Annotated in this window: 23 protein-coding genes; 14 read left to right on the top strand and 9 right to left on the bottom strand. The window is 64.9% G+C overall.

The features are described 5' to 3' along the window. Positions 1-11 precede the first annotated feature (11 nt). Complete coding sequence (locus tag EDF56_RS02980) at positions 12-2,732, bottom strand: ATP-dependent DNA helicase (RefSeq protein WP_132385228.1); 2,721 nt, start codon at positions 2,730-2,732, stop codon at positions 12-14. A gap of 144 nt (positions 2,733-2,876) precedes the next feature. Between EDF56_RS02980 and EDF56_RS02985 the strand changes: the two genes are divergently transcribed. Both EDF56_RS02985 and EDF56_RS02990 read left to right on the top strand, forming a co-directional pair. Further along, the gene (locus EDF56_RS02985; protein ID WP_243652353.1) at positions 2,877-3,674 is read left to right on the top strand and encodes a PadR family transcriptional regulator; all 798 of its coding nucleotides are present in this window, start codon (positions 2,877-2,879) and stop codon (positions 3,672-3,674) included. Beyond that, a complete protein-coding gene (locus EDF56_RS02990; protein WP_132385230.1) occupies positions 3,671-3,976 on the top strand; it encodes a DUF2218 domain-containing protein in 306 nt (101 codons plus the stop codon). Before EDF56_RS02985 ends, EDF56_RS02990 begins: the two co-directional genes overlap by 4 nt. 85 nt (positions 3,977-4,061) lie before the next feature. On the opposite strand, the gene EDF56_RS02995 is transcribed toward EDF56_RS02990, so the two are convergent. Beyond that, positions 4,062-4,940 (bottom strand): mechanosensitive ion channel, encoded by an 879-nt coding sequence (locus EDF56_RS02995; protein ID WP_132385231.1) that lies wholly within the window; start codon positions 4,938-4,940, stop codon positions 4,062-4,064. A 113-nt stretch (positions 4,941-5,053) separates the two neighbouring features. Here EDF56_RS02995 and EDF56_RS03000 point away from each other — a divergent pair, with 113 nt between their 5' ends. Further along, on the top strand, positions 5,054-6,661 hold the full coding sequence (locus EDF56_RS03000; RefSeq protein ID WP_132385232.1) for a lysine--tRNA ligase: 1,608 nt from the start codon (positions 5,054-5,056) through the stop codon (positions 6,659-6,661). Between the two features lie 12 nt (positions 6,662-6,673). Beyond that, positions 6,674-7,204, top strand: coding sequence for a DUF1003 domain-containing protein (locus tag EDF56_RS03005; protein ID WP_132385233.1), 531 nt, complete (start codon positions 6,674-6,676; stop codon positions 7,202-7,204). Positions 7,205-7,217: 13 nt separating this feature from the next. Here the strand turns inward: EDF56_RS03005 and EDF56_RS03010 are convergent, their stop codons facing one another. From EDF56_RS03010 to ettA, 3 genes are all read right to left on the bottom strand, one after another. Beyond that, positions 7,218-7,883 carry a 2OG-Fe(II) oxygenase gene (locus EDF56_RS03010; RefSeq protein ID WP_132385234.1) on the bottom strand — a complete coding sequence of 222 codons (666 nt, stop codon included), beginning with the start codon at positions 7,881-7,883 and terminating at the stop codon, positions 7,218-7,220. Between the two features lie 94 nt (positions 7,884-7,977). Beyond that, on the bottom strand, positions 7,978-9,000 hold the full coding sequence (locus EDF56_RS26205) for an RcnB family protein (protein ID WP_243652354.1): 1,023 nt from the start codon (positions 8,998-9,000) through the stop codon (positions 7,978-7,980). A gap of 199 nt (positions 9,001-9,199) precedes the next feature. Beyond that, complete coding sequence (gene ettA, locus EDF56_RS03020; RefSeq protein WP_132385235.1) at positions 9,200-10,873, bottom strand: energy-dependent translational throttle protein EttA; 1,674 nt, start codon at positions 10,871-10,873, stop codon at positions 9,200-9,202. A 285-nt stretch (positions 10,874-11,158) separates the two neighbouring features. Between ettA and EDF56_RS03025 the strand changes: the two genes are divergently transcribed. Further along, positions 11,159-12,529 carry a M20/M25/M40 family metallo-hydrolase gene (locus EDF56_RS03025; protein ID WP_132385236.1) on the top strand — a complete coding sequence of 457 codons (1,371 nt, stop codon included), beginning with the start codon at positions 11,159-11,161 and terminating at the stop codon, positions 12,527-12,529. Between the two features lie 55 nt (positions 12,530-12,584). On the opposite strand, the gene EDF56_RS03030 is transcribed toward EDF56_RS03025, so the two are convergent. The 3 genes from EDF56_RS03030 to EDF56_RS03040 all read right to left on the bottom strand — a co-directional run bounded on the left by EDF56_RS03030 (position 12,585) and on the right by EDF56_RS03040 (position 15,500). Further along, positions 12,585-13,463 (bottom strand): CoA ester lyase, encoded by an 879-nt coding sequence (locus EDF56_RS03030; RefSeq protein ID WP_132385237.1) that lies wholly within the window; start codon positions 13,461-13,463, stop codon positions 12,585-12,587. A gap of 384 nt (positions 13,464-13,847) precedes the next feature. Beyond that, entirely contained in the window at positions 13,848-14,738 is an 891-nt protein-coding gene (locus EDF56_RS03035) for an SDR family NAD(P)-dependent oxidoreductase (RefSeq protein ID WP_132385238.1), read from the bottom strand. A gap of 27 nt (positions 14,739-14,765) precedes the next feature. After that, positions 14,766-15,500: a TetR/AcrR family transcriptional regulator gene (locus tag EDF56_RS03040; RefSeq protein WP_243652355.1), complete on the bottom strand. Its 735-nt coding sequence runs from the start codon at positions 15,498-15,500 to the stop codon at positions 14,766-14,768. A 74-nt stretch (positions 15,501-15,574) separates the two neighbouring features. Here EDF56_RS03040 and EDF56_RS03045 point away from each other — a divergent pair, with 74 nt between their 5' ends. The 8 genes from EDF56_RS03045 to EDF56_RS03080 all read left to right on the top strand — a co-directional run bounded on the left by EDF56_RS03045 (position 15,575) and on the right by EDF56_RS03080 (position 23,918). Then, positions 15,575-16,924 carry a hypothetical protein gene (locus EDF56_RS03045; RefSeq protein WP_132385239.1) on the top strand — a complete coding sequence of 450 codons (1,350 nt, stop codon included), beginning with the start codon at positions 15,575-15,577 and terminating at the stop codon, positions 16,922-16,924. Continuing rightward, positions 16,921-18,342, top strand: a complete 1,422-nt coding sequence (locus EDF56_RS03050; protein ID WP_132385240.1) for an acyl-CoA reductase — start codon at positions 16,921-16,923, stop codon at positions 18,340-18,342. Before EDF56_RS03045 ends, EDF56_RS03050 begins: the two co-directional genes overlap by 4 nt. A gap of 110 nt (positions 18,343-18,452) precedes the next feature. Next, positions 18,453-19,349: a phosphatase PAP2 family protein gene (locus tag EDF56_RS03055; protein WP_132385241.1), complete on the top strand. Its 897-nt coding sequence runs from the start codon at positions 18,453-18,455 to the stop codon at positions 19,347-19,349. 106 nt (positions 19,350-19,455) lie between these two features. Further along, positions 19,456-19,686: a lipoyl domain-containing protein gene (locus EDF56_RS03060; RefSeq protein ID WP_132385242.1), complete on the top strand. Its 231-nt coding sequence runs from the start codon at positions 19,456-19,458 to the stop codon at positions 19,684-19,686. A gap of 78 nt (positions 19,687-19,764) precedes the next feature. Then, complete coding sequence (locus EDF56_RS03065) at positions 19,765-20,307, top strand: peroxiredoxin (RefSeq protein WP_132385243.1); 543 nt, start codon at positions 19,765-19,767, stop codon at positions 20,305-20,307. Positions 20,308-20,484: 177 nt separating this feature from the next. After that, positions 20,485-21,612: a peptide chain release factor 2 gene (gene prfB, locus EDF56_RS03070; protein WP_132385244.1), complete on the top strand. Its 1,128-nt coding sequence runs from the start codon at positions 20,485-20,487 to the stop codon at positions 21,610-21,612. A 72-nt stretch (positions 21,613-21,684) separates the two neighbouring features. Further along, on the top strand, positions 21,685-22,440 hold the full coding sequence (locus EDF56_RS03075) for a class I SAM-dependent methyltransferase (protein ID WP_132385245.1): 756 nt from the start codon (positions 21,685-21,687) through the stop codon (positions 22,438-22,440). A gap of 71 nt (positions 22,441-22,511) precedes the next feature. Beyond that, positions 22,512-23,918 carry a nitronate monooxygenase gene (locus EDF56_RS03080; protein ID WP_132385246.1) on the top strand — a complete coding sequence of 469 codons (1,407 nt, stop codon included), beginning with the start codon at positions 22,512-22,514 and terminating at the stop codon, positions 23,916-23,918. Positions 23,919-23,988: 70 nt separating this feature from the next. Here EDF56_RS03080 and EDF56_RS03085 read toward each other — a convergent pair whose 3' ends face one another. Further along, positions 23,989-24,615, bottom strand: a complete 627-nt coding sequence (locus EDF56_RS03085; protein ID WP_132385247.1) for a hypothetical protein — start codon at positions 24,613-24,615, stop codon at positions 23,989-23,991. Positions 24,616-24,677: 62 nt separating this feature from the next. On the opposite strand from EDF56_RS03085, the gene EDF56_RS03090 reads away from it, so the two are divergent. Continuing rightward, complete coding sequence (locus tag EDF56_RS03090; protein WP_132385248.1) at positions 24,678-25,061, top strand: VOC family protein; 384 nt, start codon at positions 24,678-24,680, stop codon at positions 25,059-25,061. The last annotated feature ends 30 nt before the right edge of the window (positions 25,062-25,091 follow it).

The following is a 25,091-nucleotide window of genomic DNA, read 5'->3' on the forward strand; positions in this document are numbered from 1 at the left end:
CGATGATGCGCTCACACTGGGGGGCGGACAGGATCGCCGTCCTTCACGGTTTCCCCTGAAACACTTGCTGCCACGCGATGCAAGGCTTCCTCCAACGAAATGCGACGCACCGGGGTACCTTGCGGGAAGGCGCTGAGCAGGCGTGAGGGGAAAGCGGAGGAAAGCACCACGAAATGCCCGTGGTCTTCGCGGCTGCGGATCAGACGGCCGAAGGCCTGCGCCAGCTTGGCGCGGATCAGGCTGTCGTCAAAGGCGGAACCGCCCCCGGCGACCCGCCGCGCGCGGTGCAGAATTGTCGGTCGCGGCCAAGGCACTTGCTCCATGACGACAAGACGGAGCGAATGGCCGGGCACGTCCACACCGTCTCGCAAGGCATCGGTACCCAATAGCGAGGCCTTGGGATCGTCGCGGAAGATGTCGACCAGCGTGCCGGTGTCGATCGGATCGACATGCTGGGCATAGAGCGGCAGCCCGCCGCGCGCGAGACGATCGGCGATGCGACCATGCACCGCGCGCAGGCGGCGGATCGCGGTAAACAGGCCCAGCACGCCGCCGCCCGATGCCTCGATCAGCCGCCCATAGGCGCCAGCCAGCGCCGGAATATCGCCGCGCGGCACATCGTTGACGATCAGCACTTCGGCCTGTGCGGCGTAGTCGAACGGGCTGAGATGCTCGGAAAGTTTGGGCGCCACATCGATATAGGGCGTGCCGGAGCGCTTGATCGCCTGATCCCATGTGTCGCCGTCGCGCAGCGTGGCGGACGTCATGACGACGCCGTGCGCGGGCTCCAGCACGACGCTGGCGAAGGGTTTCATCGGGTCCAGCCAATGGCGATGGATGCCGGTATCGTACTCGCGCGCCTCGGAGCGTTCGAGCGATAGCCAGTCGACAAATTCGGGATCGGCCGGGCCGGCGAGGCGGGCGAGCATCGCTTCCCATGCTGCCAGTAGGTCGATTCGCCAGCTGAGGGAGTGGCGCGCGCCTTCGATACGGGCGCGGCCGGGGCCGTCCAGCCAGTCCGGCCCGTCCTCCAGCAGTGCCTCCAGCCTGAGGCCAAGGCGCATGAGGGGCTGGCGTAGCTCTGCCAGTGCCTCTCGCGCAGCTTCGGACACTTCCACGAAGGCGCCGTCGAGCCCGGCCGCCTCGGTTTCGAGTCCGTAGCCCGCTTCCTGCCCGCCGCTTTCGTCGCGGGCATAGACCGTCGCGCGGACGGCTGCGAAAAGCTCTTCCAGCGGGCCCGATGCCGCGCCTTCGACGATGCGCTGCATCCAGCCGTCGCCCGGCAGCGCCTCGGCGGCGGCGACGGCGGCGGTGATCGCCTTGGCGCCGGCCTCGTCATAGCTGGCGACATCGGCGAGTCGCGCGGAAAGCCCGCGACGGCGCCCGCGCGCGTTCTTTTCAGGGCCGATCACCCAGCGGCGCAACTCGATGGCCTCGGTGCCGGTCAGCGCGGCGGCGAACGTCGAATCGGCGGCGTCGAACACGTGATGGCCTTCGTCGAACACCACGCGGGTAGGGCGCGAGGCCTGATCGCGGCCGCGCGCGGCATTGATCATGACGAGGGCATGGTTGCCGATCACGAGATCCGCGCCGACGCTGGCGCGGGTGGCGCGTTCGATGAAGCACTTCCGGAAATGCGGGCATCCGGCATAGACGCATTCGCCGCGCCGGTCGGTGAGGGCGGTGATGCCGCGCTGGCGGAACAGCGTGCCCAGCCAGCCCGGCAGGTCGCCGCCGATCATGTCGCCGTCCTGCGAATAGGCGGCCCAGCGCGCGACGATCTGCGCCATGATCGCGGCGCGACCGGCGAATCCGCCCTGCAGCGCGTCCTCAAGGTTGAGCAGGCAGAGATAGTTCTCGCGGCCCTTGCGGACGACGACGGGCTGGCTGCCGTCGGGGCGGTATTCCGGCCACGCGCGGCGGCTTTCCTGGCGAAGCTGGCGTTGCAGGGCCTTGGTATATGTCGAAACCCAGACGGTTCCGCCCGATTGCTGTGCCCAGAGCGAGGCGGGGGCGAGATAGCCCAGCGTCTTGCCGATGCCGGTGCCGGCTTGCGCCAGCACCACGTGCGGACGGCCGCGCGCCTCGCGCGGGGCGAAGGCTTCCGAGGCCTCTACCGCATAGGCGCGCTGGCTCTCGCGCTGTTCCGCGCCGGTTCCGGTGAGTTGGGCCAGCCGTTGCAACACTTCGCCGGGCTGGAGCGTGATCTGGCGGGGCTGCGGGAGTTCCGGCGTTTCGTCCCACTCGGGAAGGCGGGTGAAGAGCCAGCGTTCGGCGCGCTGCGGCTTGGCGATCCGCGCGGTGAGCAGGGTGGACCATGGCCAGCGCATGCGGATCAGCGATTGCAGGCCGGTCCATGCGCCCTCGCGCTCCGCCCAGTCGGGGCTCTCGCACGTTTCCAGCAGGGCGCCCGCCGCTTCCTGCAGCAGGCGCGGCACGTCGGCATCGCTGGTGGGTTCCTCAAGGCCCAGCGCGTGGGCGAGGCCCTTGGGCGTGGGCACCACGAAGCGGGCCGGGTGAATGAACGCATAGAGTTCGAGCAGGTCCAGCCCGGAAAGGTCCGGATACCCCAGCCGCGTCGCCACCAGCGGCGCGTTCAGGATCAGCAGCGGCGTGTCGGCAGCGGCGGTGACGGCCTCTCCCTTCGATACCGGGCGAGTCGTGCCGGGCCCCTCGCGGAGCCAGGAGCCGGCGTGGCTGGCGTGGAGCGCGGGCAAGGGAAGGGCGGCCATGGCCTTCGTCTTAGGCGCGGAGGGCGCGAAGGGAAACCTCGCGGCGCGCGCTTTCGTCAGAAACGAGGGTGTCTCGATAAAAATGCATCAAGATACATTTTAGCCTCTTGCGGATCTCACTTTAAGATATATCTTGTAGCCATCATGAAGACACAACGAAACGAGATGAAAATGATGAAGATCCATCACAAGCGCGGTCATGGCCGCGGATGCGGCCGCGGCGAACGCAGTGGCCGCGAAGAATTCGGCGCCGAGTTTGGCGGTCACGGCTTTGGTGACAGGCGCTTCGACCCGCGCGGCATGCGCGGTCGCGGCGGCTTCGGCATGGAACGCGGTCCGTTCGGCCGCGATGGCGATGATTTCGAAGGCGGCTTCCCTGGTGGCCGTGGACGCGGTCGCGGCGGCCGGGGCGAAGGCTTCGGTGGCGGCTTTGGCGGGGGCTTCGGTCCTGGTGGCGGCCGCATGGGCGGTCGTCGCAAGCGTCTGTTCGAACAGGCCGAACTCCAGGTTCTCCTGCTGGCGCTGATCGTCGAGGCGCCGCGCCACGGCTATGAACTGATCCGCGAGATCGAGGCGCTTTCGGGCGGCGACTATGCGCCCAGCCCGGGCGTGGTCTATCCCGCGCTCACCTACATGGAAGAAGCGGGCCTGATCTCGGCAAAGGCCGAGGAAGGCGCGCGCAAGTCCTACGAGGCGACGGACGAAGGCCGCAAGCAGGCCGAGACCGACGCCGAGAAGGCCGTGGAACTGAAGGCCCGCCTCTCGGCATTGGCCGAGGCACGCGACAAGGTCGATCCGGCCCCGGTGCGCCGCGCGATCCATGCGCTGCGGACCGCGATGCACGACCGTCTTTCGAAGGACGGCGCCAATCGCGAGGTCATCCTCCAGATCGCCGATGCGCTCGACGAGGCAACCCGCAAGATCGAAAGGATCGAGGTTTGAGCCACACGATCACGGCGAAAGTCGCCACGCCGAATGGCGGCAAGTACGTCCAGCAGCTTTGCAAGCACTGGAGCCACAAGCTGGAAACCCGCGTGGAGGGCGATACCGGCACGGTAACGTTCCCGACGGCCGTGGCGACGATGACGGCAGATGGCGAGGGCATCGCCATCGCCATCACCGGCGAGAACCGGGACGATGTGGAGCAACTGACCGACGTGGTCGCGCGCCATATCGACCGCTTCGCCTTTCGCGAAGATCCGCTGACCTATGACTGGCAATGGCGGGAAACTGCGGCTCAGTGATCCACTGATCCAAAGCGACACCGCCCCGCTCCCACCCGGCTCAAGGCCGGTGGGAGGCGGGGCGGTATCGTTTTCGGCAGTAGTATCAGGCCGCGCGCTTGTCCTGCGAATGGGCGCGGTCGATCGGCAGCGCTTCCTTGAAGGTATTGGTGACATAGGGGTAGGGGATCTCGATCCCTTCGCCGTCCAGCGCCGTCTTGATCGCCTTGATGGCATGGCTCTTGGTCACGCGCATGTCCTGCGGGCTGGTATCGGCCCACCACTGGATCAGGAAGTCGATCGAGCTGGAATTGAAGCGCTGGGCGACGACGAGCACGGCCTTCGTGGCATCGATGCCCTTGACCCCGGCGACAGCATCGCGAAGCAGGGTTTCGGCGCGGTCGAGATCGGCGTCGTAGGAAATGCCCACGACCAGTTCGTCACGGCGCACCGGTTCGTCATTGAGGATGCGCACCGGGTTCTTGAACAGCATCGAGTTGGGCACGACGGTCAGTTCGCCGGTGAACTGGCGGATATGGCTCTCACGCAGGGTAATGCGCTCCACCTTGCCCTGGATGTTGTTGCATTCGATCGAATCGCCGATGTTCATCTTGTCGCGCAGCATGATGAGCACGCCCGCGAGGAAGTTCTCGAAGATGTCCTGAAACGCGAAACCGATGGCGAGGGCACCGACACCGAGACCGGCAAAAGCACCCGCGGGCGTGAAGCTCGGCACGGCGACGGTCAGGGCCACCAGCGAGCCGATGATCCACACGAACAGGCGCACCAGCGTATCGAAAAGCTGTTTGAGGTCGTTGCGGATGCGCGTGCGGCCGGTCAGCTTGTCGGCGATGCGCACGGCGAATCGTGCGAGAATCCAGGTGACCACCAGCACCATCAGCGAAATGACGAGGCTCGGCAGCGCTGCCACGAAGCTGTCGGCCATGCTTTCGAGCTGTCTTTGCAGGGTGTCGACGTATCTCACGATCAATTCGTATCCTTTTGCGACATGAGGAACCTAACGGCTTCCCCACTGGAGTGGTTCCCCAGACCGCTTCGCGCTTGCGAAATGCGGCGAATTCGCGTCATAGCGCGCGCATGACTGAACAAGCCCTGATCGAAGCCGCTCGCGTGTCCAAGGCCTGGCCCTTCCAGGAGGCCCAGAAGCTGCTCAAGCGTTATCCGAATGGCAAACCCGGCAATGCGCCGGTGCTGTTCGAAACCGGCTACGGTCCCTCGGGCCTGCCGCATATCGGCACGTTCCAGGAAGTGCTGCGCACCACGCTGGTGCGCCGCGCCTACGAGACGCTGACCGGCGGCGCGCCCACGCGCCTTGTTGCCTTCTCGGACGACATGGACGGCCTGCGCAAGGTGCCGGACAATATTCCGGGCGCCGATGTGCTCGCCGCCAATCTCGGCAAGCCGCTCAGCCGCATTCCCGATCCTTTCGGCACGCACGAGAGCTTTGCCCACCACAACAACGCGATGCTGCGCGACTTTCTTGACCGTTTCGGCTTCGATTACGAATTCGTCTCGGCCAGCGACCGCTACAATTCGGGGGCGTTCGACGCCGCGCTGACCCGCGTGCTGGAATGCAACCGGGGCATTCTCGATGTGATGCTGCCGACGCTGCGCGAGGAGCGTCGCAAGACCTATTCGCCGGTCCTGCCGGTCTCGCCCAGCAGCGGCGTGGTGCTTCAGGTTCCGGTCGAAGTGCTCGACGCGGCCACCGGCATGATCCGATTCACTGACGAGGACGGTTCTGTCGTCGAGCAGTCGGTATTCGGCGGCAAGGCCAAGCTCCAGTGGAAGGTCGACTGGGCGATGCGCTGGTACGCGCTGGGCGTCGACTATGAAATGTGCGGCAAGGACCTGACCGATTCGGTCACCCAGTCGGGCAAGATCGTGCAGATCCTCGGCGGGCGTAAGCCGGAAGGCCTGATCTACGAGCTGTTCCTTGACGAGAATGGTGAGAAGATCTCGAAGTCCAAGGGCAACGGCCTGACCATCGAGCAGTGGCTGACTTACGGCACTGAGGAATCGCTGGGCTTCTACCTGTTCCGCGAGCCCAAGAGCGCCAAGCAGCTCCATGTCGGCGTGATTCCCAAGGCGGTGGACGAGTACTGGCAGTTCCGCGGCAATCTGGCCGATCAGGCGGTCGACAAGCAGCTCGGCAACCCGGTCTGGCACCTGCTGCGCGCGAGCGCTTCTGGTGAGGGCGCGGGCGCAGGCGATACCGTGCCGGTGACGTTCTCGCTGCTGCTCAACCTTGTCGGCGTGCTGGGCGCGGATGCCACCGCGGAGCAGGTCTGGTCCTACCTCGGCAACTATATCGAGGATGCCCGTCCCGAAGCGCATCCGGAACTGGGCGAGATGGTCCGCGCCGCGCTCGCCACCAACCGCGACTTCATCGCGCCGACCCTGAAGCGCCGCGCGCCGACCGCCAATGAGGCCGAAGCGCTCAAGGTGCTGGACGCCGAACTGGAAAAGCTGGGCGGCGATGCCACGGCGGAAAACCTCCAGAACGCCGTCTACGAGATCGGCAAGAACGAGGCCTATGGCTTCGAGACGCTGCGCGACTGGTTCAAGGCGCTCTACGAGACGCTGCTCGGTTCCCCGCAGGGGCCGCGCATGGGCAGCTTCATTGCCCTTTACGGCGTGCCCGAAACGCGCAAACTGATTGCGGAGGCCCTTTCGGCCGCTTGATTGGGGCCGAATATGCACAAGAATCCGCGAACGCCCGAGGAACTCGCCGAGGAACTCCTCGGGCGTAAGCTGGAGGAACTCGATCCCGAAGACCGCCATGTGCTGTGCCGGATCGCGTCGGGAACGCTGATCGGCCCCGATGCGGACGAACTGGCCTCCATGCACGCCTCGCACGGCGACCGCATTGCCGACAAAGTGGCGGCGGTTGGCGGTAGCTGGGGTTTCATCATTGCGTTCGGCGTTGTGCTGTTGGTCTGGATGCTGCTCAATTCCAGCGTGCTACAGGCACTCGGGATCAAGCCCTTCGACGCCTATCCCTACATCTTCCTGAACCTGATGCTCTCGATGCTGGCGGCGATCCAGGCGCCGGTCATCATGATGAGCCAGAACAGGCAGTCGGACAAAGATCGCATCACCGCCCGCCACGACTATGAGGTGAACTTGCGCACGCAGCTGGAGATCATCCGGCTGCACCGCCGCTTCGATCACCTCATGGAATATCTGGACAACCGGCAGGCGGCCAAGGACGGCGAAGAGGCCTGATCGCCACCCGCGCTTACTGCCAGCGGCGTGCGCGGTACCATTTGGTGACGACGTACTTCACGCCGCGCTCCACCGGGCGGGCGGCATGCAGCGTCCACGGATTGGGTGATCCGTCCGGACAGGCATTGTTCCAGAGCAGCAGCGTGCCGGGCTGGGGCGTAACGCGCAGGCCAAGCTTGGTGAAATCGGTATAGCCGCCCAGTTCCACCGTGTTGAGGTAGACCATCGCGGTCCAGCTGCGCTGGCCGCCGTTGCCGTCCTCTTGCGGCCAGTAGTCGGCATCGGTGTCGAACCAGTCGCAATGTTCGTGGTAATATTCGCCGCAGCGGTAGCGCTGGCCCTGCGCGCATTCGCTGCGGGCAGCGTCCAGTCCGGTGAGGCGGCTCAGGTCGCGTTCCAGTGCGCGGATCGTGGGGTCGGCCGGGTCGATATCGCCTGAATAGCTGGTGCGGTAGCCTTCCCAGTCCTCCTCCTCGACAAGGCGGGAGGGGCAGGCGACCGCGTCGATCAGCGATGTGAGCCGGTGGCAGGCATCGGCGGAGATAAAGTCCGCCACGGTGTAGATCTCCGCGCCTTCGATGACGGCGCGGTGTGCAGAGGGTACCCGCGCCAGCCGGTCGCGCACTCCGGCACCGATCCGGGCCAGCGCCTCGCAGTCAGGATGGTTTTCTCCCCTCATTGCAAGGGAGAGTAACTCAGCGGCCGGTAAGATCAATCGCTTGCTTCGCACATAGGAAAATGGCCCCGAAGCGGGTGCTTCGGGGCCATTCGTTTCAGTAGAAGAAATCGTAGATCACATCGACCACCTGGCCGGTGTAGACATCCACCAGCACCACGTCGTCATAATAGCGGACCCAGCGATAGGGGCCGTAGACCGGCGGCAGGCGGTACATCCACGGATCGTCGAGCCAGTACGAGCTGCCGTAGAACAGCGAGCCCAGCGTGAACCCGATGCCGATGCGCCGATAGGCGTAGCCGCGATAGGGCGCATAGTAGGGCCGTCCGCGATAGATATCGCTGTGGGCACTGCGGTAGTCGCGCCAGTCGTAACGCTGGTCGCGGCGCCAGTTGTCGCGATCCCAGTTGCGGTTGCCGCCGTTGTTGCGGTTGTCCCAGCGATGATCGTCGTTGCGATTATCGTTGCGGTTGTTGTTCCAGTGCGGATCGCGCTGGTCGTTGCGGTACGAGGGGCTCTTCCAGGCGCTGGTCCGGTCGGGGCCGCGATCGGGAATGGCGCCCGGACCACCCGGGACACCGCCCGGAACGGGGCGAACCTGTGGCGGTCCACCGGGGCGGTCGTCGCGGCCCTGTGCCCAGTTGGGTGCGCGGTTGCCTTGCGGAGGACGCGGGTCGTCGCGCTGCATCGGCGGGCGGCCCTGCTGGGCGAAGTTCGGTGCCTGCTGGCCCTGAGGGCGCGCGCCCGGATTCCAGAAGGGCACGTGGCCCGGCTGGCGATCGTTCTGCTGCGGGCGTGCCTGTGCCTGCACGGGCGGGCGGCCCTGCATCTGCATCTGCGGTCGAGGCTGGCCCTGCGGCTGAGCCTGTGGCGCCTGCATCTGCGGACGCGACGGACCCTGCTGCACGGCGCCCCGGTTGGCAAAACCGCCACCGTTGCGGCCGCCGCCACCGTCACCGCCGTGATTGCGGGCTTGATTGTCACCACGGGCGTTAGCCGCGCGTTGGTCGTCTCGGGCCATGGCGGGCGCCGAAAGGGCCGTCACTGCCACCGCCATGGCACCAGCAGCACCCACGCCCTTGAGGAACTTCGCCTTCAATGTCGTACCCTTCGTAATCATTTCCGGTCTCCAAACCGGACTTGCCGCACCCTCTCGCGGCTTATCCTAAGACACTGGATACAGGGGATGGGCTGTCGCATCCGTGAACCGGGCGGTTGCCGTTCGTTCATAATTGCATAAACGAAAATGAACGGGCCGCCGCCCCGGTTTCCCGGAACGGCGGCCCGTGCGGTTCGCGAGGAGCGCTCCGGTCAGAGCGTCAGCGCGTCAGCTTCTTGTAAGCCAGACGGGTCGGACGATCGGCCGCATCGCCAAGGCGGCGGCGCTTGTCTTCTTCGTAGGCTTCGAAGTTGCCTTCGAACCATTCGACATGGCTGTCACCCTCGAAGGCGAGGATGTGCGTGGCCAGACGGTCAAGGAAGAAACGGTCGTGGCTGATGACCACGGCGCAGCCTGCGAAGTTTTCGATGGCTTCTTCCAGCGCGCCCAGCGTTTCCACGTCAAGGTCGTTGGTCGGTTCGTCGAGCAGCAGGACGTTGCCGCCAAGCTTCAGCATCTTGGCCATGTGCACGCGGTTGCGTTCACCGCCCGAGAGCTTGCCGACGTTCTTCTGCTGGTCGGCGCCCTTGAAGTTGAACGCGCCGACATAGGCGCGGGTCGACATCTCGTGCTTGTTGACGGTCATGTAGTCATGACCCTCCGAGATTTCTTCCCAGACGTTCTTCTTCGGATCGAGGTGATCGCGGCTCTGGTCCACGAAGCCGAGGTGCACGGTGGAGCCGATTTCGATCGAGCCGGTGTCAGGCGTTTCCTTGCCGGTGAGCAGCTTGAACAGCGTCGACTTACCCGCGCCGTTCGGGCCGATCACGCCGACGATGCCGCCCGGCGGCAGGATGAACGAGAGGTTCTCGAACAGCAGCTTGTCGCCGTAGGCCTTGGAGATGTCCTTGACCTCGATGACCTTGCCGCCAAGACGCTCGGGGACCTGGATGACGATCTGGGCCTTGCCGGGCTTGCGGCCGGCCTGGGCGTCCTGAAGCTGCTCGAACTTGCGGATACGCGCCTTCGACTTGGTCTGGCGGGCGGCGGGCGTCTGCCGCATCCATTCCAGCTCGTCCTTGAGCGCCTTCTGGCGGCCGGATTCCTCGCGGTCCTCCTGCTCCATGCGCTTGGCTTTCTTCTCGAGGTAGGTCGAGTAGTTGCCTTCGTACGGGAAGTACTTTCCGCGGTCGAGTTCGAGGATCCAGTCCACCACGTGGTCAAGGAAGTAGCGGTCGTGGGTGATCATCAGCACCGCGCCCGCGTATTCCTTGAGGTGGTTTTCCAGCCATTCGACGGATTCGGCGTCAAGGTGGTTGGTCGGTTCGTCGAGCAGCAGGATCGACGGCTTCTGAATCAGCAGGCGCGTCAGCGCGACGCGGCGCTTTTCACCGCCCGAGAGCTTGTCCACCGGCCAGTCGCCCGGCGGGCAGCGCAGCGCTTCCATCGCGATTTCGAGCTGGTTGTCGAGCGTCCAGCCATCGACCGCGTCGATCTTGTCCTGCAGTTCGCTCATCTCGGCGCCGAGTGCTTCGAAATCGGCGTCTTCCTCGCCCATTTCCATGCCGATCTGGTTGAAGCGATCGACCATGTCGGCCGTTGCGCGCGCGCCGTCCTTGACGTTCTCAAGCACGGTCTTGCTGGGATCGAGTTCCGGCTCCTGCTCAAGGTAGCCGACTGTGATGTTCTCACCGGCCCAGGCTTCGCCCGTGTAATCGGTGTCGATGCCGGCCATGATCTTGATCAGGGTCGACTTACCGGCACCGTTCGGACCGACGATGCCGATCTTGGCACCCTGGTAGAACTGGAGGTTGATGTCGGAGAGCACCGGCTTCGGAGCGCCGGTGAAGGTCTTGGTCATGCCCTTCATGACGAAGGCGTATTGGGCAGCCATCGGTTTCCTCTGGAATAGGATCTGGGTCTGGAAATTGGGGTTCGCTCTACAGGGGCGCGGCCCCCTTGCCAAGGCCGCCTCCATAAGTGGGGCCTGTATGGCTTCGTGCGTTGTATCGATGTTGGAGATTGTGTCGGTGGGGGCGATTTTCAAGGTGGTCCGAAGCGGCGGATTCTTCGCGCCATTCGGCCCCGCGGCAAAGTGCGAACGCGCCTGGCTGGTCCCGTCGTGCATGGCCGAGATGGACCGGTTGGCACGAGCGGTGGAGCGCGTTACGTCTCTGTCATGCAACGCAGATTCTCTCGCGCGGCGCTTCTTGCCGCATCCGCCGCTTCGCTCATCGCAGCGCCCGCTTTCGCCACGCCTCAGGAAGGTTCGGGCACGGCCTGGGACATCGTCGAGGGCCTGACCACGGAGATCGGTCCGCGCCTTGCCGGTTCGGATGCGGAAGGCCGCGCGCGCGTCTGGGCCGAGGCGAGGCTCAAGGCATTGGGCTTCCAGAACGTCAAGGTCGAGCCTTTCTCCACGCTCGCCTGGACGCGCGGCGAGGAAAAGGCGACGCTGATCGCGCCTTACACGCAGCCGCTGGCAATCGCCGCGCTGGGCATGTCGGTGCCGACTCCGGCGGGCGGGCTCAAGGCCGAGATGGTGTACTTCCCCACGCTCGACGCACTGCGCGCCGCGCCTGACGGCTCGCTCAAGGGCAAGGTTGCCTTCGTGGACCACGCCATGCGCGCGGCGCAGGATGGTTCGGGCTACGGCCCATATGGCGACGTGCGCCGCAAGGGCCCGGCGCTTGCCTCGCAGAAGGGCGCCGCCGCCATCGTCATCCGCTCGGCCGGAACCGACAACCACCGCAATCCGCATACCGGTACGACCATATTCCCCAAGGGTGTGACGGCGATCCCGGCAGGCGCGGTCTCGAACCCCGATGCCGACCTGATCGCCCGCGTCGCCAAGCGCGGTCAGCCGATGAAGATCGATCTGACACTGATGGGCAAGCCGTTCCCCAACGCGCCTTCGGGCAATGTGATTGGCGAACTGCCGGGCCGCGATCCTTCGCTGCCGAAGATCGTGCTGGCCTGCCATCTCGATTCCTGGGACCTCGGCACCGGCGCCATCGACAATGCTTCGGGCTGCGCCATCGTGACCGCCGCCGCACTTGCCGCGCAGAAGGACGGGCAGACCTTGCGCACGATCCGCGTGCTCTGGGCCGGTAACGAGGAAATGGGCCTCAACGACGGTGGCAATGCCGCCTATGTGCGGATGCACGGATCCGAGCCGCATGCACTGGCGATGGAAAGCGACTTCGGCGCGGACAAGGTGTGGCAGGTGAAGTTCTCGGTCGCGTCGCAGAACCAGGCGATGATCGACAAGGTCAAGGCGGCGCTCTGGCCGATGGGCATTACCCCGCACGAAGGCGCGGCCGATGGCGGCGAGGACGTGTCCGGCATCATTCAGGCGCAGAAGCTTGCGGTGATCGACCTCGGGCAGGACGGCACCCATTATTTCGACCTGCACCACACGCCCGACGATACGCTGGACAAGGTCGATCCGGCCGCGCTTCAGCAGAATGTCGATGCCTGGACGGCCGTGCTCAAGGTGATCGCCAACGAGCCCGGCGAGATCGCCAAGGTTCCGGCGCACTCTGAATGAGCCGGATGATCTGAATTAGGGGAAAGGGGCGGGAGATTTTCCGCCCCTTTTCGTATCAACCTGCCGCTGCGATCCGTTCGGCGACGGCAATCAGGCGCTGCGCCTGATCGAGGTGCAGCAGTTCGGTCATTTTGCCATCGACGCGAATGGCGCCCTTGCCCTGGTTTTCGGGCTGGGCGAAAGCCTCGATCACGCTGCGGGCCCATGCCAGATCGGTCTCGCTGGGCGAGAACACCGTGTTGCAGGGCTCGACTTGCGCGGGGTGTATCAGGCTCTTGCCGTCGAAGCCGAACATCAGGCCCTGACGCGCCTCGGCCTCGAAAGCGTCGAGGTCGCGGAACTCGTTGCAGACACCGTCGAGAATGGCGACGCCATGCGCGCGGGCGGCAGCGACCGCCATCGAGAGGAACGGCAGGAACGGTGTGCGGCACGGCGTAAGCTGCGCGCGCATTTCCTTGGCAAGGTCGTTGGTGCCCATGATCCAGAGCGAGAGCCGCGTCGTTTCGGCCATGGCGGCGATGGCGGGCAGGTTGCCCACGCTCGCGCATGTCTCGATCATGGTCCAGAGCTGCATGGCGGGTGCGGCACCGGCCAGCGCTGCGTTGTAGCGGGCGATGTCGTCGGGGTTGTTCACCTTGGGAACGAGCACCGCGTCGGCCTGCGATCCGGCGATGGCGGCAAGGTCAGCAGCGCCCCATTCGGTATCCAGTCCATTGGCGCGGATAACCACTTCGCGGTGGCCGAAACCGCCTTCCGCCACGGCACGTATCGCCGTTTCGCGCGCGGCATCTTTCGCCTCGGGCGCAACGGCGTCCTCAAGGTCCAGAATCACCACGTCGCAGGGCAGGGTGCGGGCCTTGGCGATGGCGCGTTCGTTGGATGCCGGGAGGTAAAGCGCGCTGCGGCGCGGGCGGTCATTGGGGGTAGCGGTCATCCTGTCGGGCTCCTCGGCGGGGGAAGTTCAATGCGTTGGAGAGGGCGCCCGGGTCAAGCGGAGCACCGCGATGCCCGGGCGATACATGACCGGCCCTTGCGGGGTAATCATGGTTGCTAACCCGTTACCCGCCGGATGAGGGCTTATGCATTGGCCTAAAGTCCAGATGTAATCGATTGTTCGGGGGGCTATACTTGCCCTTGTCGTCAGCGATCGTTTTCAGCCTCGGCGGTCGCGAAAGGGCGGGTTCCCCTTCCCGCCGGAACGATACGATAAAATGAGGGTCGCAACTCGCCGCCCCGTGACCGCGCCGAAGCCGATGCCGCCAATGGCATGGGCGAATGGCGCGGACGCGGGGCGGCAACCTTCCCGGCCTACCTCAGGTCAATTCGAGGTTACGAGAATGCGATCGAGCATCCGTTCGCTTTCGCTCCAGAGCTTCCGGGCGGCATCGTCATCGAGCGCCTGCGACGCCGGCTCTTCTTCCTTCAGGTCATGGAAATAGCGGCCGCCCATTCCGCCCAGTTCCTGCGCCGTCGCCAGCCAGACGATCGTGCGCGCGGGCTGCTCGGGCGGCACGCTGTCGTTGTTCGCCATCCAGGCCTGCATCTGCGCGTCGCCGTGGCTGGCGAAGTTGGAGGCAACGCGCCCCGGGTGCATGGCGAGCGAGACCATGCCCTTGTCCCGCACCCGCCTGTCCAGCTCGCGGGCGAACAGCAGGTTGGCAAGCTTGGCCTGGCAGTAGGCGGCGCTGGTATTGAAAGCGGCGTCCATGTTGAGATCGTACCAGCGCATCTCCTGGCACCCGACATGTCCGGAAGAGGAGACCGCGATGACCCGGACCAGCCCGGGCGCGCTGTCTCCGGCCGCGCGTTCCAGCAGCGGCATCAGCGCGCGCGTGAGCAGGAAAGCCGCAAGGTGATTGGCGGCGAATGTCGCCTCCAGCCCTTCGGAGGTGCGGTACTGGCCGTCGCGCACGCCGCCGGCGTTGTTGACCAGCACATCGACCCGGTCGGTCAGTTCGCCGATCTGGCGAGCGACCGAGAGAACGTCGCGCATTTCGGTGAAATCGCCGCGCAGGAAGTCCACCCGTCCGCCGTTTGCGGCCCCGGCGGCCAGTTCCCGGGCCGCTTCTTCGCAGCGGGCCTCGTCGCGGCCGGTGCCGATGACGTGCCAGCCCATGCGCGCGAAAGCCTGCGCGCTCGCCTTGCCGATGCCCGCGCTGGCGCCGGTGATGACGACGCATCGCTGGCGTGATTGTGCCGTTTCGCCCATCTGCTTACTCTCCCATTTTGTTCGGTCTCAGCGCGGTTCCGCGCCCTTGAGGAATAGCCGCACCGCAAAATCCACCCGGCTGCGCACATCCGTCTCGCTGAGGGCGTTGCCCGAGACGAGGAAGCGCACCGGGCCGCTAACCACCATGCTCATGAAGACATTCGCTGCCAGCATCGGGTCTTCGACCGCCAGCCGTCCGGCCGCGGTTTCGTCGGCCAGGATCGCGGCCAGGAACGTCACTGTCGGCAGCGCGGCGATGTCGTAATAGGTCTGGAAGATATCCGGAAAGCGGTAGGCCTCGGTATTGATGAGGCGCTGCATTTTCAGGCCTTCCTCGGTTCCGGCGAGTTCGATGCGCAGCAGGGCGATGTTGACCAGCGTGGCTTCGAGATCGGGCGTCCGCGTCGCCGCGATCCGCTCGGGCCTGGCGGCGCGGCGCTCTGTCCCCCGGCGCAGGGCGGCGCGGAAGAGGGCGGCTTTCTCCGGATAGCGCGCATAGACGGTGCGCTTGGTCATGGAGACTTCGGCGGCGATCGCCTCAATGGTGGTGGGCTCGTAGCCCTTTTCCAGAAAATTCTCGAACGCGCAGTCCAGCAACTGTTTGTGCCGGGCCTGCGCCTGTTCGCGCGTCGGCCGACCAGCGCGCACGCTGGCGGGGGCGGAAGGGGCGGCGGTTTCGATTACGTCGGCAGGCTCGTTCATCGAGCCATAGGAACCGATCTCGCTTGCCCTGCCAAGAGAATCGTGAATAATGATACGCACAAGATGCTATTAATCGAGTCGAGGCCCGGCGTCCAGTCGCGACCTCCGGCCGACAGGGATTTGGGAGAGAACGAATGGGTGAAGCCGCAGACAAGCTCATGGCGCTGGTCGCCGATCCGCAGCGCTTCAGTTTCAGCGCGGAGGAACTGCGCGAAACGCAGGTCGCTGCGCTCGACGAGCGTTTTCAGGAGCGCAAGGACCGCATCAAGCTGCTGAGCCTGCGTGCCCGCGACGCCGGGATCGAGAAGATCGAATCCATCGCGGACGTGGTGCCGCTGCTGTTCCCGCACACCGCCTACAAGTCGTACCCCGAGAGCTTCCTGATGGAGGAGCGGTGGGACAAGCTGACCAAGTGGCTCGGCACGATCTCGCCCTATCCGATCGAAGGGCTGGACCTCGAAGGCGTCGAAGGTATCGACGACTGGATCGAGCGGCTGGCGGCGCTAGGACATTTCATCTCCTGCTCCAGCGGCACCACCGGCAAGTCGGCCATGCTGATCGCCTCGCAGAAGGACATGGACTGGTCGAAGATCGACACCGTCAATGTCTTCGCCTGGGGTTCGGGGGTGGTTCCGGCGCAGGACCGCGTGATCGTGGGCTGCGCGCCGGTCGCCACCGTGCCCAAGAACGCCACGATTGCGCAGGCGCAGTACGAGGCCTTTGCCGATCCTTCGGCACCGCGCTGGCACTATCCGGTGCCGCCGATCACCGTGGGTTCGCTCACTTCGATGGTGGTCATGCGCAAGAAGATTGCCGAGGGCACTGCCCGCCCGGACGAGATCGCCGCTTTCGAGGAAACCTCGGCCGCGCGCGCCAAGGCCGTGGCCGATGCGATCCCGGCGACGGCGCAGTTCATCATCGAGAACCGCCATCGCAAGCTTCAGCTTTCGGGCCTGTGGAGCGGTCTCTGGCAGGTTGCCAAGGCCGTGCGCGATGCGGGGTATGGCCGCGCCGATTTCGATCCGGACAACTCGATCTACGTCGGTGGCGGGTTGAAGCGCGCGCAACTTCCCGATGATTATCAGGAATATGTGTTCGATACCTTCAACATTCCTGAAGATCGGCACTTCCAGAACTATTCGATGCAGGAACTGAACTCGGGCATGCCCAAGTGCCGCGAGGGTGGGCGCTATCACGTGCCGCCGTGGATCGTGCCGGTGCTGCTCGACAAGTCGGGCGACAATGCGCTCGATCACACCTCAGGTGAAATGGAAGGTCGCGCTGCCTTCTTCGATCTCTCGCTCGACGGGCGCTGGGGCGGAGTGATTACCGGCGACAAGATCTCGCTCGATTACAGTCCCTGCAAGTGCGGGAACCACGGTCCTTCGATCCGCGACAACATCGTGCGCTATGCGGATCTGGAAGGTGACGACAAGATCGGCTGTGCAGGCACGGTCGATGCTTATGTGCGAGGTGTGGCATGAACTCCCTGACACAAACCACTGAAACAGAAGAACTTGTTTCGGCCCCGTTCTTCCTGCGCGGTGAGGTGCTGCACGGCACTGACGTGATCCAGACGTCGCGCGACCTTGGCGTGACCTTCGCGACACCTAAGATACCCTTCGACCGCGCCGTGCCGCCGCGCACCGAAGTGCCGCCGCTGCTCAATGTGCCGCTGGCCGAGATCATCGATTTCCTCGTGGAAACCGGCCAGCGCCTGACCGCTTCCGACAACGATCACATGCAGGAATGCATCGAGCGGATGTGCCGCACGCATATCCTGCCGCGTGCCGTCGTCGAGAACACCGCGCGCCATGCTGCCGCCTATCTCGACAAGCGCGTGCTGATGGCCGAGGTGGAGCAGAACTTCCCCGATCCGCGCGCGCTCGATGAGTGGGTGCCGAAGCAGGACTTTACCGGCCGCAAGAGCTTCGTGCGGGCCTTCGCGCCGCGCCTGATCCATGTGCTGCCGGGCAATTCGCCGGGCGTGGCGGTGAAGTCGGTAGCGCAGGGTTCGATGGTGAAGGGCGTGAACCTGTTCAAGATGAGCAGTGCCGATCCCTTCACCATGGTCGCGATCCTGCGGACCATGGCGGATATCGACGCTAACCACCCGATCGTCCGCTCGATGTCGGCCGTCTACTGGCGCGGCGGTGACGATGCGACCGAGCGCGTGCTCTATCGTCCGCAGTACTTCGACAAGATCGTCGCCTGGGGTGGCGGCGATGCGATCAACAACGTTATCAAGTACTTGGGCCCAGGTTTTCAGCTCGTTTCGTTCGATCCCAAGACCTCGATCTCGATGGTCGGGCGCGAGGGGCTGACCGATGACGCCACCATCGACCGCGTGGCAGACCTTTGCTCCACTGACGTCATGACGCTGAACCAGGAAGCCTGCGTCGCCAGTCGCTTCCAGTTCGTCGAAGGCAGCGAGGAGGAAGTGGACCGTTTCTGCGCCCGCCTGCACCACCACATCGCCCGCCGCGCGGCCGAAAGCGGAGACTTCCGCCCGCTCGACCGCGACATGCGCGAGGCGGTCGATACGATGATGTTGATGGACGACGAATACGGCGTCTGGGGCCGGACCGACGGCAAGGGTCTTGTCATCCGTTCCGAGGAGCCAGTCGACTTCCACCCGATCAACAAGACCGCCAACGTCGTGCGCGTCGATAGTCTTGATGAAGCGGTGAAGTGGATCAATGTCGCCACCCAGACGGTGGGCTTCTATCCCTTCGACCGCATGGCCGACTATCGCGACCGGCTGGCTGCGGGCGGCGCCCAGCGCGTGGTCCATCTGGGAGAGGCGGGCCCTTCCACCATCGGCAATCCGCACGACGCGATGTATCCGCTCCACCGCTTCGTCCACTGGATGGCGCATGAGGACGGGAAGGTGCCGGAATGACCCCATTGCCGGGGCGATAACCGGAAAATGCCTCGTTTTCCCGATGGTCAGATGGCTGGGGCCTGCTACGCGAAGCAGGCCCCAAAGGCCAAGATCAAGGGAGAACGGGAATGAAGGCGACGAAGATCGCGGGCGGCAAGGCCGCAACCGGCAAGATCGTAGCAGGCATAGGCGGAGCGTTCCTGCTCGCCGTCTGCGCCGCGAGCGTGGCATCGAGCGAACCGCAGGCCGCGCCGGCCCCGTCGCTTACCCCTCCGGCGGCAACTTCCGATGCCGATGCCCGGAAAGCGGCCATGGCGTCGGTTATGCGCAATGGCAGCTATCTGCCGCGCGGTTCGGCGCCGAACAGCCTGCTGTTCAATCCGCCGCCGCCGGCAGCCGGCTCGGCCGCCATGGCGCGCGACGAGGAGGGCGCCCGGGCCGCGATCGCGATGCAGGGAACCCCGCGTTGGGAACAGGCCAAGATCGACGCTGACCTCTTCACGCCCAAGGTAACCGATACGTTCTCTTGTGCGGCGGGCTTCAAGATCGGCGCGGATACGACGCCCAAGTTGCAAGCGCTGCTGCTGAAGTCGATGATGGACTTCGGGCTGGCCAGCTACCCGACCAAGAACCGCTATCAGCGGGGCCGGCCATTCATGGCCAATGGCAAGCCGACCTGCACGCCCGATCAGGAGGCCATTCTGCGCAAGGACGGCTCCTACCCGTCGGGGCATAGTGCCATCGGCTTCGGCGCGGGCCTGATCCTTGCCAGCGTGGTGCCCGAGCGGGCCGCCGAACTGGTCGCGCGCGGCCGCGCCTTCGGGGATAGCCGCCGGATCTGCAACGTCCACTGGCTGAGTGATATCGAGGAAGGGCGCGTGGTTGCCGCCGCCGTCTTCGCTCGCCTCAACGCCGAACCGGCCTTTGTCGCCGATCTGGCTGCTGCGCGCGCGGAAATCGCGGAAAAGCGCACTTCGCTGCCCGTGCCGGACTGCGCGCGCGAAAACGCGGCACTGGCGATGTAATCGTACCGGCGAAACCTGCGTTCTCCCGTGCTCTTGGTCCTATGCCGGAGCGCGGGCGCGCGATAGGCACCCTTTCAAAGACATTCGTAAAGGATTGGGACTGACCATGGCCGTTGAAATTCTCCTCCCCAAGATCGGCTTCTCGATGCAGGAGGGCCAGGTCGCCGAATGGCTGGCCAAGGACGGCGATCAGGTGTCCGAAGGCCAGCCGCTGTTCTCGCTTGAGGCGGACAAGTCGACCAACGAGGTCGAGGCGCCTGCTTCGGGTACGCTGAAGATCGTCGCTTCGGTGGGCGAGACTTACGAGGTTGGCACCGTTCTCGGCTATATCGAGTAACGACCTGTAATCGCGGTCGATTATGGCGGGTGTGAAGGGGGCTGGACAGGTTCCCTTCCTGGGTCCAGATTGCGCTTCATGCGCAAGACCCTACCCGCCATCGCCGCCGTTCTGGCTCTCGCTTTTTCCGCCGTTGCGGCCGATGCCGCGCTGCCGGTCGGCGCCAAGGCCCCCGCGTTTTCGACGCAGGGCGCCAAGGGCGGCAAGGTCATGGCCTTCGACCTTAAGGCGGCCCTGAAGAAGGGGCCGGTCGTGCTCTACTTCTATCCCAAGGCCTTCACGCAGGGCTGCACGCTTGAAGCGCATGCCTTTGCCGATGCCACCGACGATTTCGCCAAGCTCGGCGCGACCGTGATCGGCATGTCCAACGACGATCTGCCGACGCTTCAGAAGTTCTCGACCGAGGCTTGCCGCGACAAGTTCGCCGTGGCCGTTGCCACGCCTGACATCATCAAGGCCTACGATGTGGCCCTGAAGCGCGAAGGCGCGCCTGCGGGCATGACCGACCGCACCAGCTATGTGATCGGGCAGGACGGGCGGATCGTGATGGTCCATTCCGATCTCGACTATCGCGATCACGTGAAGCTTACGCTTGAAGCGGTGAAGAAGCTCAAGGGCTGAAGATCGGCAGGTGTTGCGCGGGGTGAGAGTCTCGGCGTGGCGCCTATCACTCCAGCCTTGAACAGTACCCCCATCAGCGAGTAATAGCGCCGCTTCCCGCGCCGACGGCGTTGCGCGCGCTTTACTTATGTCGCCGCTGCGCTATGCGCGGCGTTCGTTTCTTGGGAGTTTCATGTCATGCGTGCCGAAGGGCAGGCCCACATTGCGCGTATCGAGAAGGCCCTCGCGCTGGTCCGCAAGTTCCTCGACTGGGACCGCGCCCTGCGCCGGTTTGCCGAGTTGAACGCACGCGTCGAGGATCCCACGCTGTGGGACAAGCCCAAGGAAGCCGAAGCGGTGATGAAGGAACGTCGCCGCCTCGAAGCCTCTATCGGTGCCGTGAACGACATCAGCCGCGAGATGCAGGACGCCATCGAATTCGTCGAACTCGGCGAAATGGAAGATGACGAAGATACCATCAACGAGGGTATCGCGACGCTTGCCGCGCTGGCCGAACGTGCCGATCAGGACAAGGTCACCGCGCTCCTTTCGGGCGAGGCCGACAGCAACGATACCTATCTCGAAGTCCATGCCGGTGCCGGCGGGACCGAGAGCCAGGACTGGGCCGAAATGCTCCAGCGCATGTACACGCGCTGGGCCGAGCGTCATGGCTACAAGGTTGAGCTGGTGGACTATCACGCCGGTGAAGCCGCGGGCATCAAGAGCTGCACGCTGCTGATCAAGGGCGAGAACGCCTATGGCTATGCCAAGACCGAGAGCGGCGTCCACCGTCTGGTCCGCATCAGCCCTTACGATAGCTCGGCACGCCGTCACACCAGCTTTTCGTCGGTCTGGGTTTACCCGGTGATCGACGACAGCTTCGAGATCGACATCAATCCGGCCGATCTGAAGATCGATACCTATCGCGCTTCGGGTGCCGGCGGTCAGCACGTCAACACCACGGACTCGGCGGTGCGCATCACCCACGCGCCTTCGGGCATCGTCGTGGCCAGCCAGATCGACCGTTCGCAGCACAAGAACCGTGAAATCGCGATGGGCATGCTCAAGGCGCGCCTGTTCGAGGAAGAAATGCGCAAGCGTGAAGAGGCCGCCAGCGCCGAACACGCAAGCAAGAGCGATATCGGCTGGGGCCACCAGATCCGTTCCTACGTTCTCCAACCCTATCAGCAGGTGAAGGACCTGCGCACTGGCGTCGTTTCGACCGCGCCGGGTGACGTGCTCGATGGCGCGCTCGACCCCTTCATGGCCGCCGCGCTCTCGCAGCGCGTGACGGGCGAGAAGGTTGAGGTCGAGGACGTCGACTGATCTGCGGCGGTTTCGGCCAGCGCTTTCGGCAGACCGTTTTGCCAAGCGCGGGCCGAACCGCTAAAGGGCCGCATGCGCTTGCCCCGCTTCATTTCCGGTCGAACCGCGACGCTGGCCCTTCTGCTGGCTGTCGGCGCTTGCCACCAGAAGACGCCTGACGACGGGCGCCCCGAAAGCGTGCGCGCTTTCCCGGTGGCGGACCGTCCGGTCAGCAAGGCCAGCGACACCGATTCCTCCACCGAAATCCAGCGCGATTCCCTCCATGAGGCGGAAGTCGTGATGGATCTGGCCCGTATCGAGCCCGGCATGACCGTGGCCGATATCGGCGCGGGCGAGGGCTATTATACGGTGCGCCTCGCCAAGCGCGTGGGGGCAAAGGGCAGGGTGCTGGCCGAGGATATCGACCACGCCGCGAACGAGCGTCTGGGTACCCGCGTGATACGCGAGCAGCTCGACAACGTCTCGATCAAGCTGGGTCAGCCCGACAATCCGAGCCTGCCGGAAAACAGCTTCGACCGCATCTTCCTCGTGCATGTCTATCACGAGGTGAGCGAGCCTTACGCGTTCCTCTGGAACTTGCGCCCGGCGCTGCGGCCGAACGGACGGGTCATCGTGGTCGAGGCGGACCGGGCGAGCGATCGCCACGGCATTCCGCCGCAGTTGCTTTTCTGCGAATTTGGTGCGTTGGGCTTCCGCTTGACCGAATTTGTTCGTAAGCCGGAACTTCAAGGGTATCTCGCACAGTTCGAGGCTGTGGGAGCGCGGCCGGAGCCCGAAAATATCGTGCCGTGCCGGCTCTCCGGCAAAACCGCGACGCAAAACAGGTGAGCGTCAGTAACACAGGGCGTATAAGGCAGGTCTGATCGACCCGCCGCGCCGGGGGAAAGTTGAAAGAGAAGATGGGTTTCAAGGGTCTCAAGCCGATTGTTTATGGTGGACGCGAAGTCTGGCCGCTCGTTGAGGGCGGCAAGGGCGTTGCCGCGACCAATCACATGAGCTCGGGCGCCTGGGCGGCGGCCGGCGGCATCGGCACCGTCAGCGCGGTCAATGCGGACAGCTATGATGCCGAGGGCAAGATCGTTCCCCAGATCTACCGTGCGCTCACCCGCAAGGAACGCCATCAGGAACTGATCGACTACGCCATCGACGGCGCTGTCGAACAGGTGCAGCGCGCGTACGAGATCTCGAACGGCAACGGCGCGATCAACATCAACGTGCTGTGGGAAATGGGCGGCGCGCAAGCCGTTCTGGAAGGCGTGCTGGAGAAGACCAAGGGCATGGTCACCGGCGTGACCTGCGGCGCGGGCATGCCTTACAAGCTGTCCGAGATCGCGGCTCGCTTCAATGTGAACTACCTGCCGATCGTCAGCTCCGCCCGCGCATTCCGCGCCCTGTGGAAGCGTGCCTACCACAAGGTTTCCGACCTGATGGCGGCGGTGGTCTATGAAGATCCCTGGCTGGCCGGTGGTCACAACGGCCTGTCGAACGCCGAAGACCCGCTCAAGCCGGAGGATCCCTATCCCCGCGTCAAGGCGCTGCGCGAAACCATGCGCGCCGAGGGTATCTCTGATGCCGTGCCGATCGTCATGGCCGGCGGCGTCTGGTTCCTGCGGGACTGGAACGAGTGGATCGACAATCCCGAACTCGGCACGATCGCCTTCCAGTACGGCACGCGCCCGCTGCTGACGCAGGAAAGCCCGATTCCGCAGCAGTGGAAGGACCATCTGCGCACGCTCGAACCGGGCGACGTGCTGCTCCACCGCTTCTCGCCGACCGGGTTCTATTCCTCGGCTGTCCGCAATCCGTTCCTGCGCAACCTCGAAGCGCGCTCGGAGCGTCAGATTCCCTACTCGAAGGTCGAAGCGGGCGAGCACACCGTGCGGCTCGACGTCGGCGTGAAGGGCAAGAACTTCTGGGTCACGCCGCGCGATCTCGACCGCGCGCGTGCCTGGTCGGCACAGGGCTTCACCGACGGCCTGCGCACGCCGGACGACACGATCATCTTCGTGAACCCCGCCGAACGCGACGTGATCCGCCAGGATCAGGCCGATTGCATGGGCTGCCTGTCGCACTGCGGCTTCTCGTCGTGGAAGGACCACGACGACTACACCACCGGTCGCCTCGCCGATCCGCGCAGCTTCTGCATCCAGAAGACCTTGCAGGACATCGCCCATGGCGGTCCGATCGACGAAAACCTGATGTTTGCAGGCCACGCCGCCTACAAGTTCAAGCAGGATCCGTTCTACTCGAACGGCTTCACGCCGACCGTGAAGGAACTCGTCGACCGCATCCTGACCGGCGACTGATCGCTATTGGGCAGAATTCAAGAAAAGGGCGGTCCTCGGGCCGCCCTTTTCGTTTGTGCGGGCGGGCCGGTCAGCGGTTGTAGACGCGGGTGACGGTAACTGAAAACTGCGGAACCAGCGCGCAGTCCGCGGGCGGCTTGCCGAGCGCGGTATGGTCAAGGCAGTAGGCGGCGGAGGCGAAGTTCGATGCGATGGCCGCGCGGACGATTCCATTGTCGCGCATGCCGGCATCTCCATTGCCCGAGCCTTTCATCGACGTGGTGATGTCACGCTCGAACAGGATGTGGCCGTTGTCGATCCGCACCAGTCGATAATGCAGCGTCGCCGTGGCTGCGTTGGAGGTGGCGATCCGAAACGGCGTATGGCTCCCGCCCCAGCTAACGATGAGCCGTCCGCGCGCCTTGCTATCCTTCGGGGCCAGCATGTTCATGCGCTCGAAGCTTTCGCGCAGCCCGGCGTTGATGCTGGAGCGCTTGGCAGCGGCTATGAAGTTGAGCGCCGAACTGCCGACCGTCGAGGGAAGGCCCTCGATCTCACCGATCTCGATGCTGTGGTATAGCGGATGCGTCGGTGCCACGGGCCTTGGCGACTCCGGCGCAAAGGGCAGTCCGATTGCCACCAGCGGAATATCTCCCGGCCCGGCCTGCAAAGGCACGGTGGTCAGGGCAAGGGCGGCGGCGATGAACACGTAGCGCATGCCGCGTTTCTGTACGGGCTCTGGTATGGATTGAATTAACGCCGGGCGCGCGGGAGTGTGTGATGAAGCGGTTGTGGACGATCATTGGCGTCGCGGACGTCGTCAGCAGTTTCGGCTGGTACCGGCACTTGCTGGGCCTGCCGGAAGCATCGCCCGCCCATGACTGGTTCGGCCAGATCGTGGACCCGGACGGCACCGTGCTGCTGTGCCTCCACCGATGGGGCGATCATGAGCATCCCTCGCTGATCGGGCCAGAACCGTCACCGGGCAACGGTCTGTTGCTGTTCTTCCGGGTCGACGATTTCGAACAGGCGCTGGAGCGCGCGCGTTCGCTCGCGCCGGAACTCGACGAAGAGCCGCATCACAACCCGGCCACGGGCACGCTGGAATTCGCCTTGCGCGATCCGGACGGTTATCGGGTGATGGTGAGCGCGCTGGAAGCCTGAGCGCCACTCGAGGGAAGCGCAGGGGGCACG

The sequence above is a fragment of the Novosphingobium sp. PhB165 genome (assembly GCF_004341845.1).
GTDB lineage: Bacteria > Pseudomonadota > Alphaproteobacteria > Sphingomonadales > Sphingomonadaceae > Novosphingobium.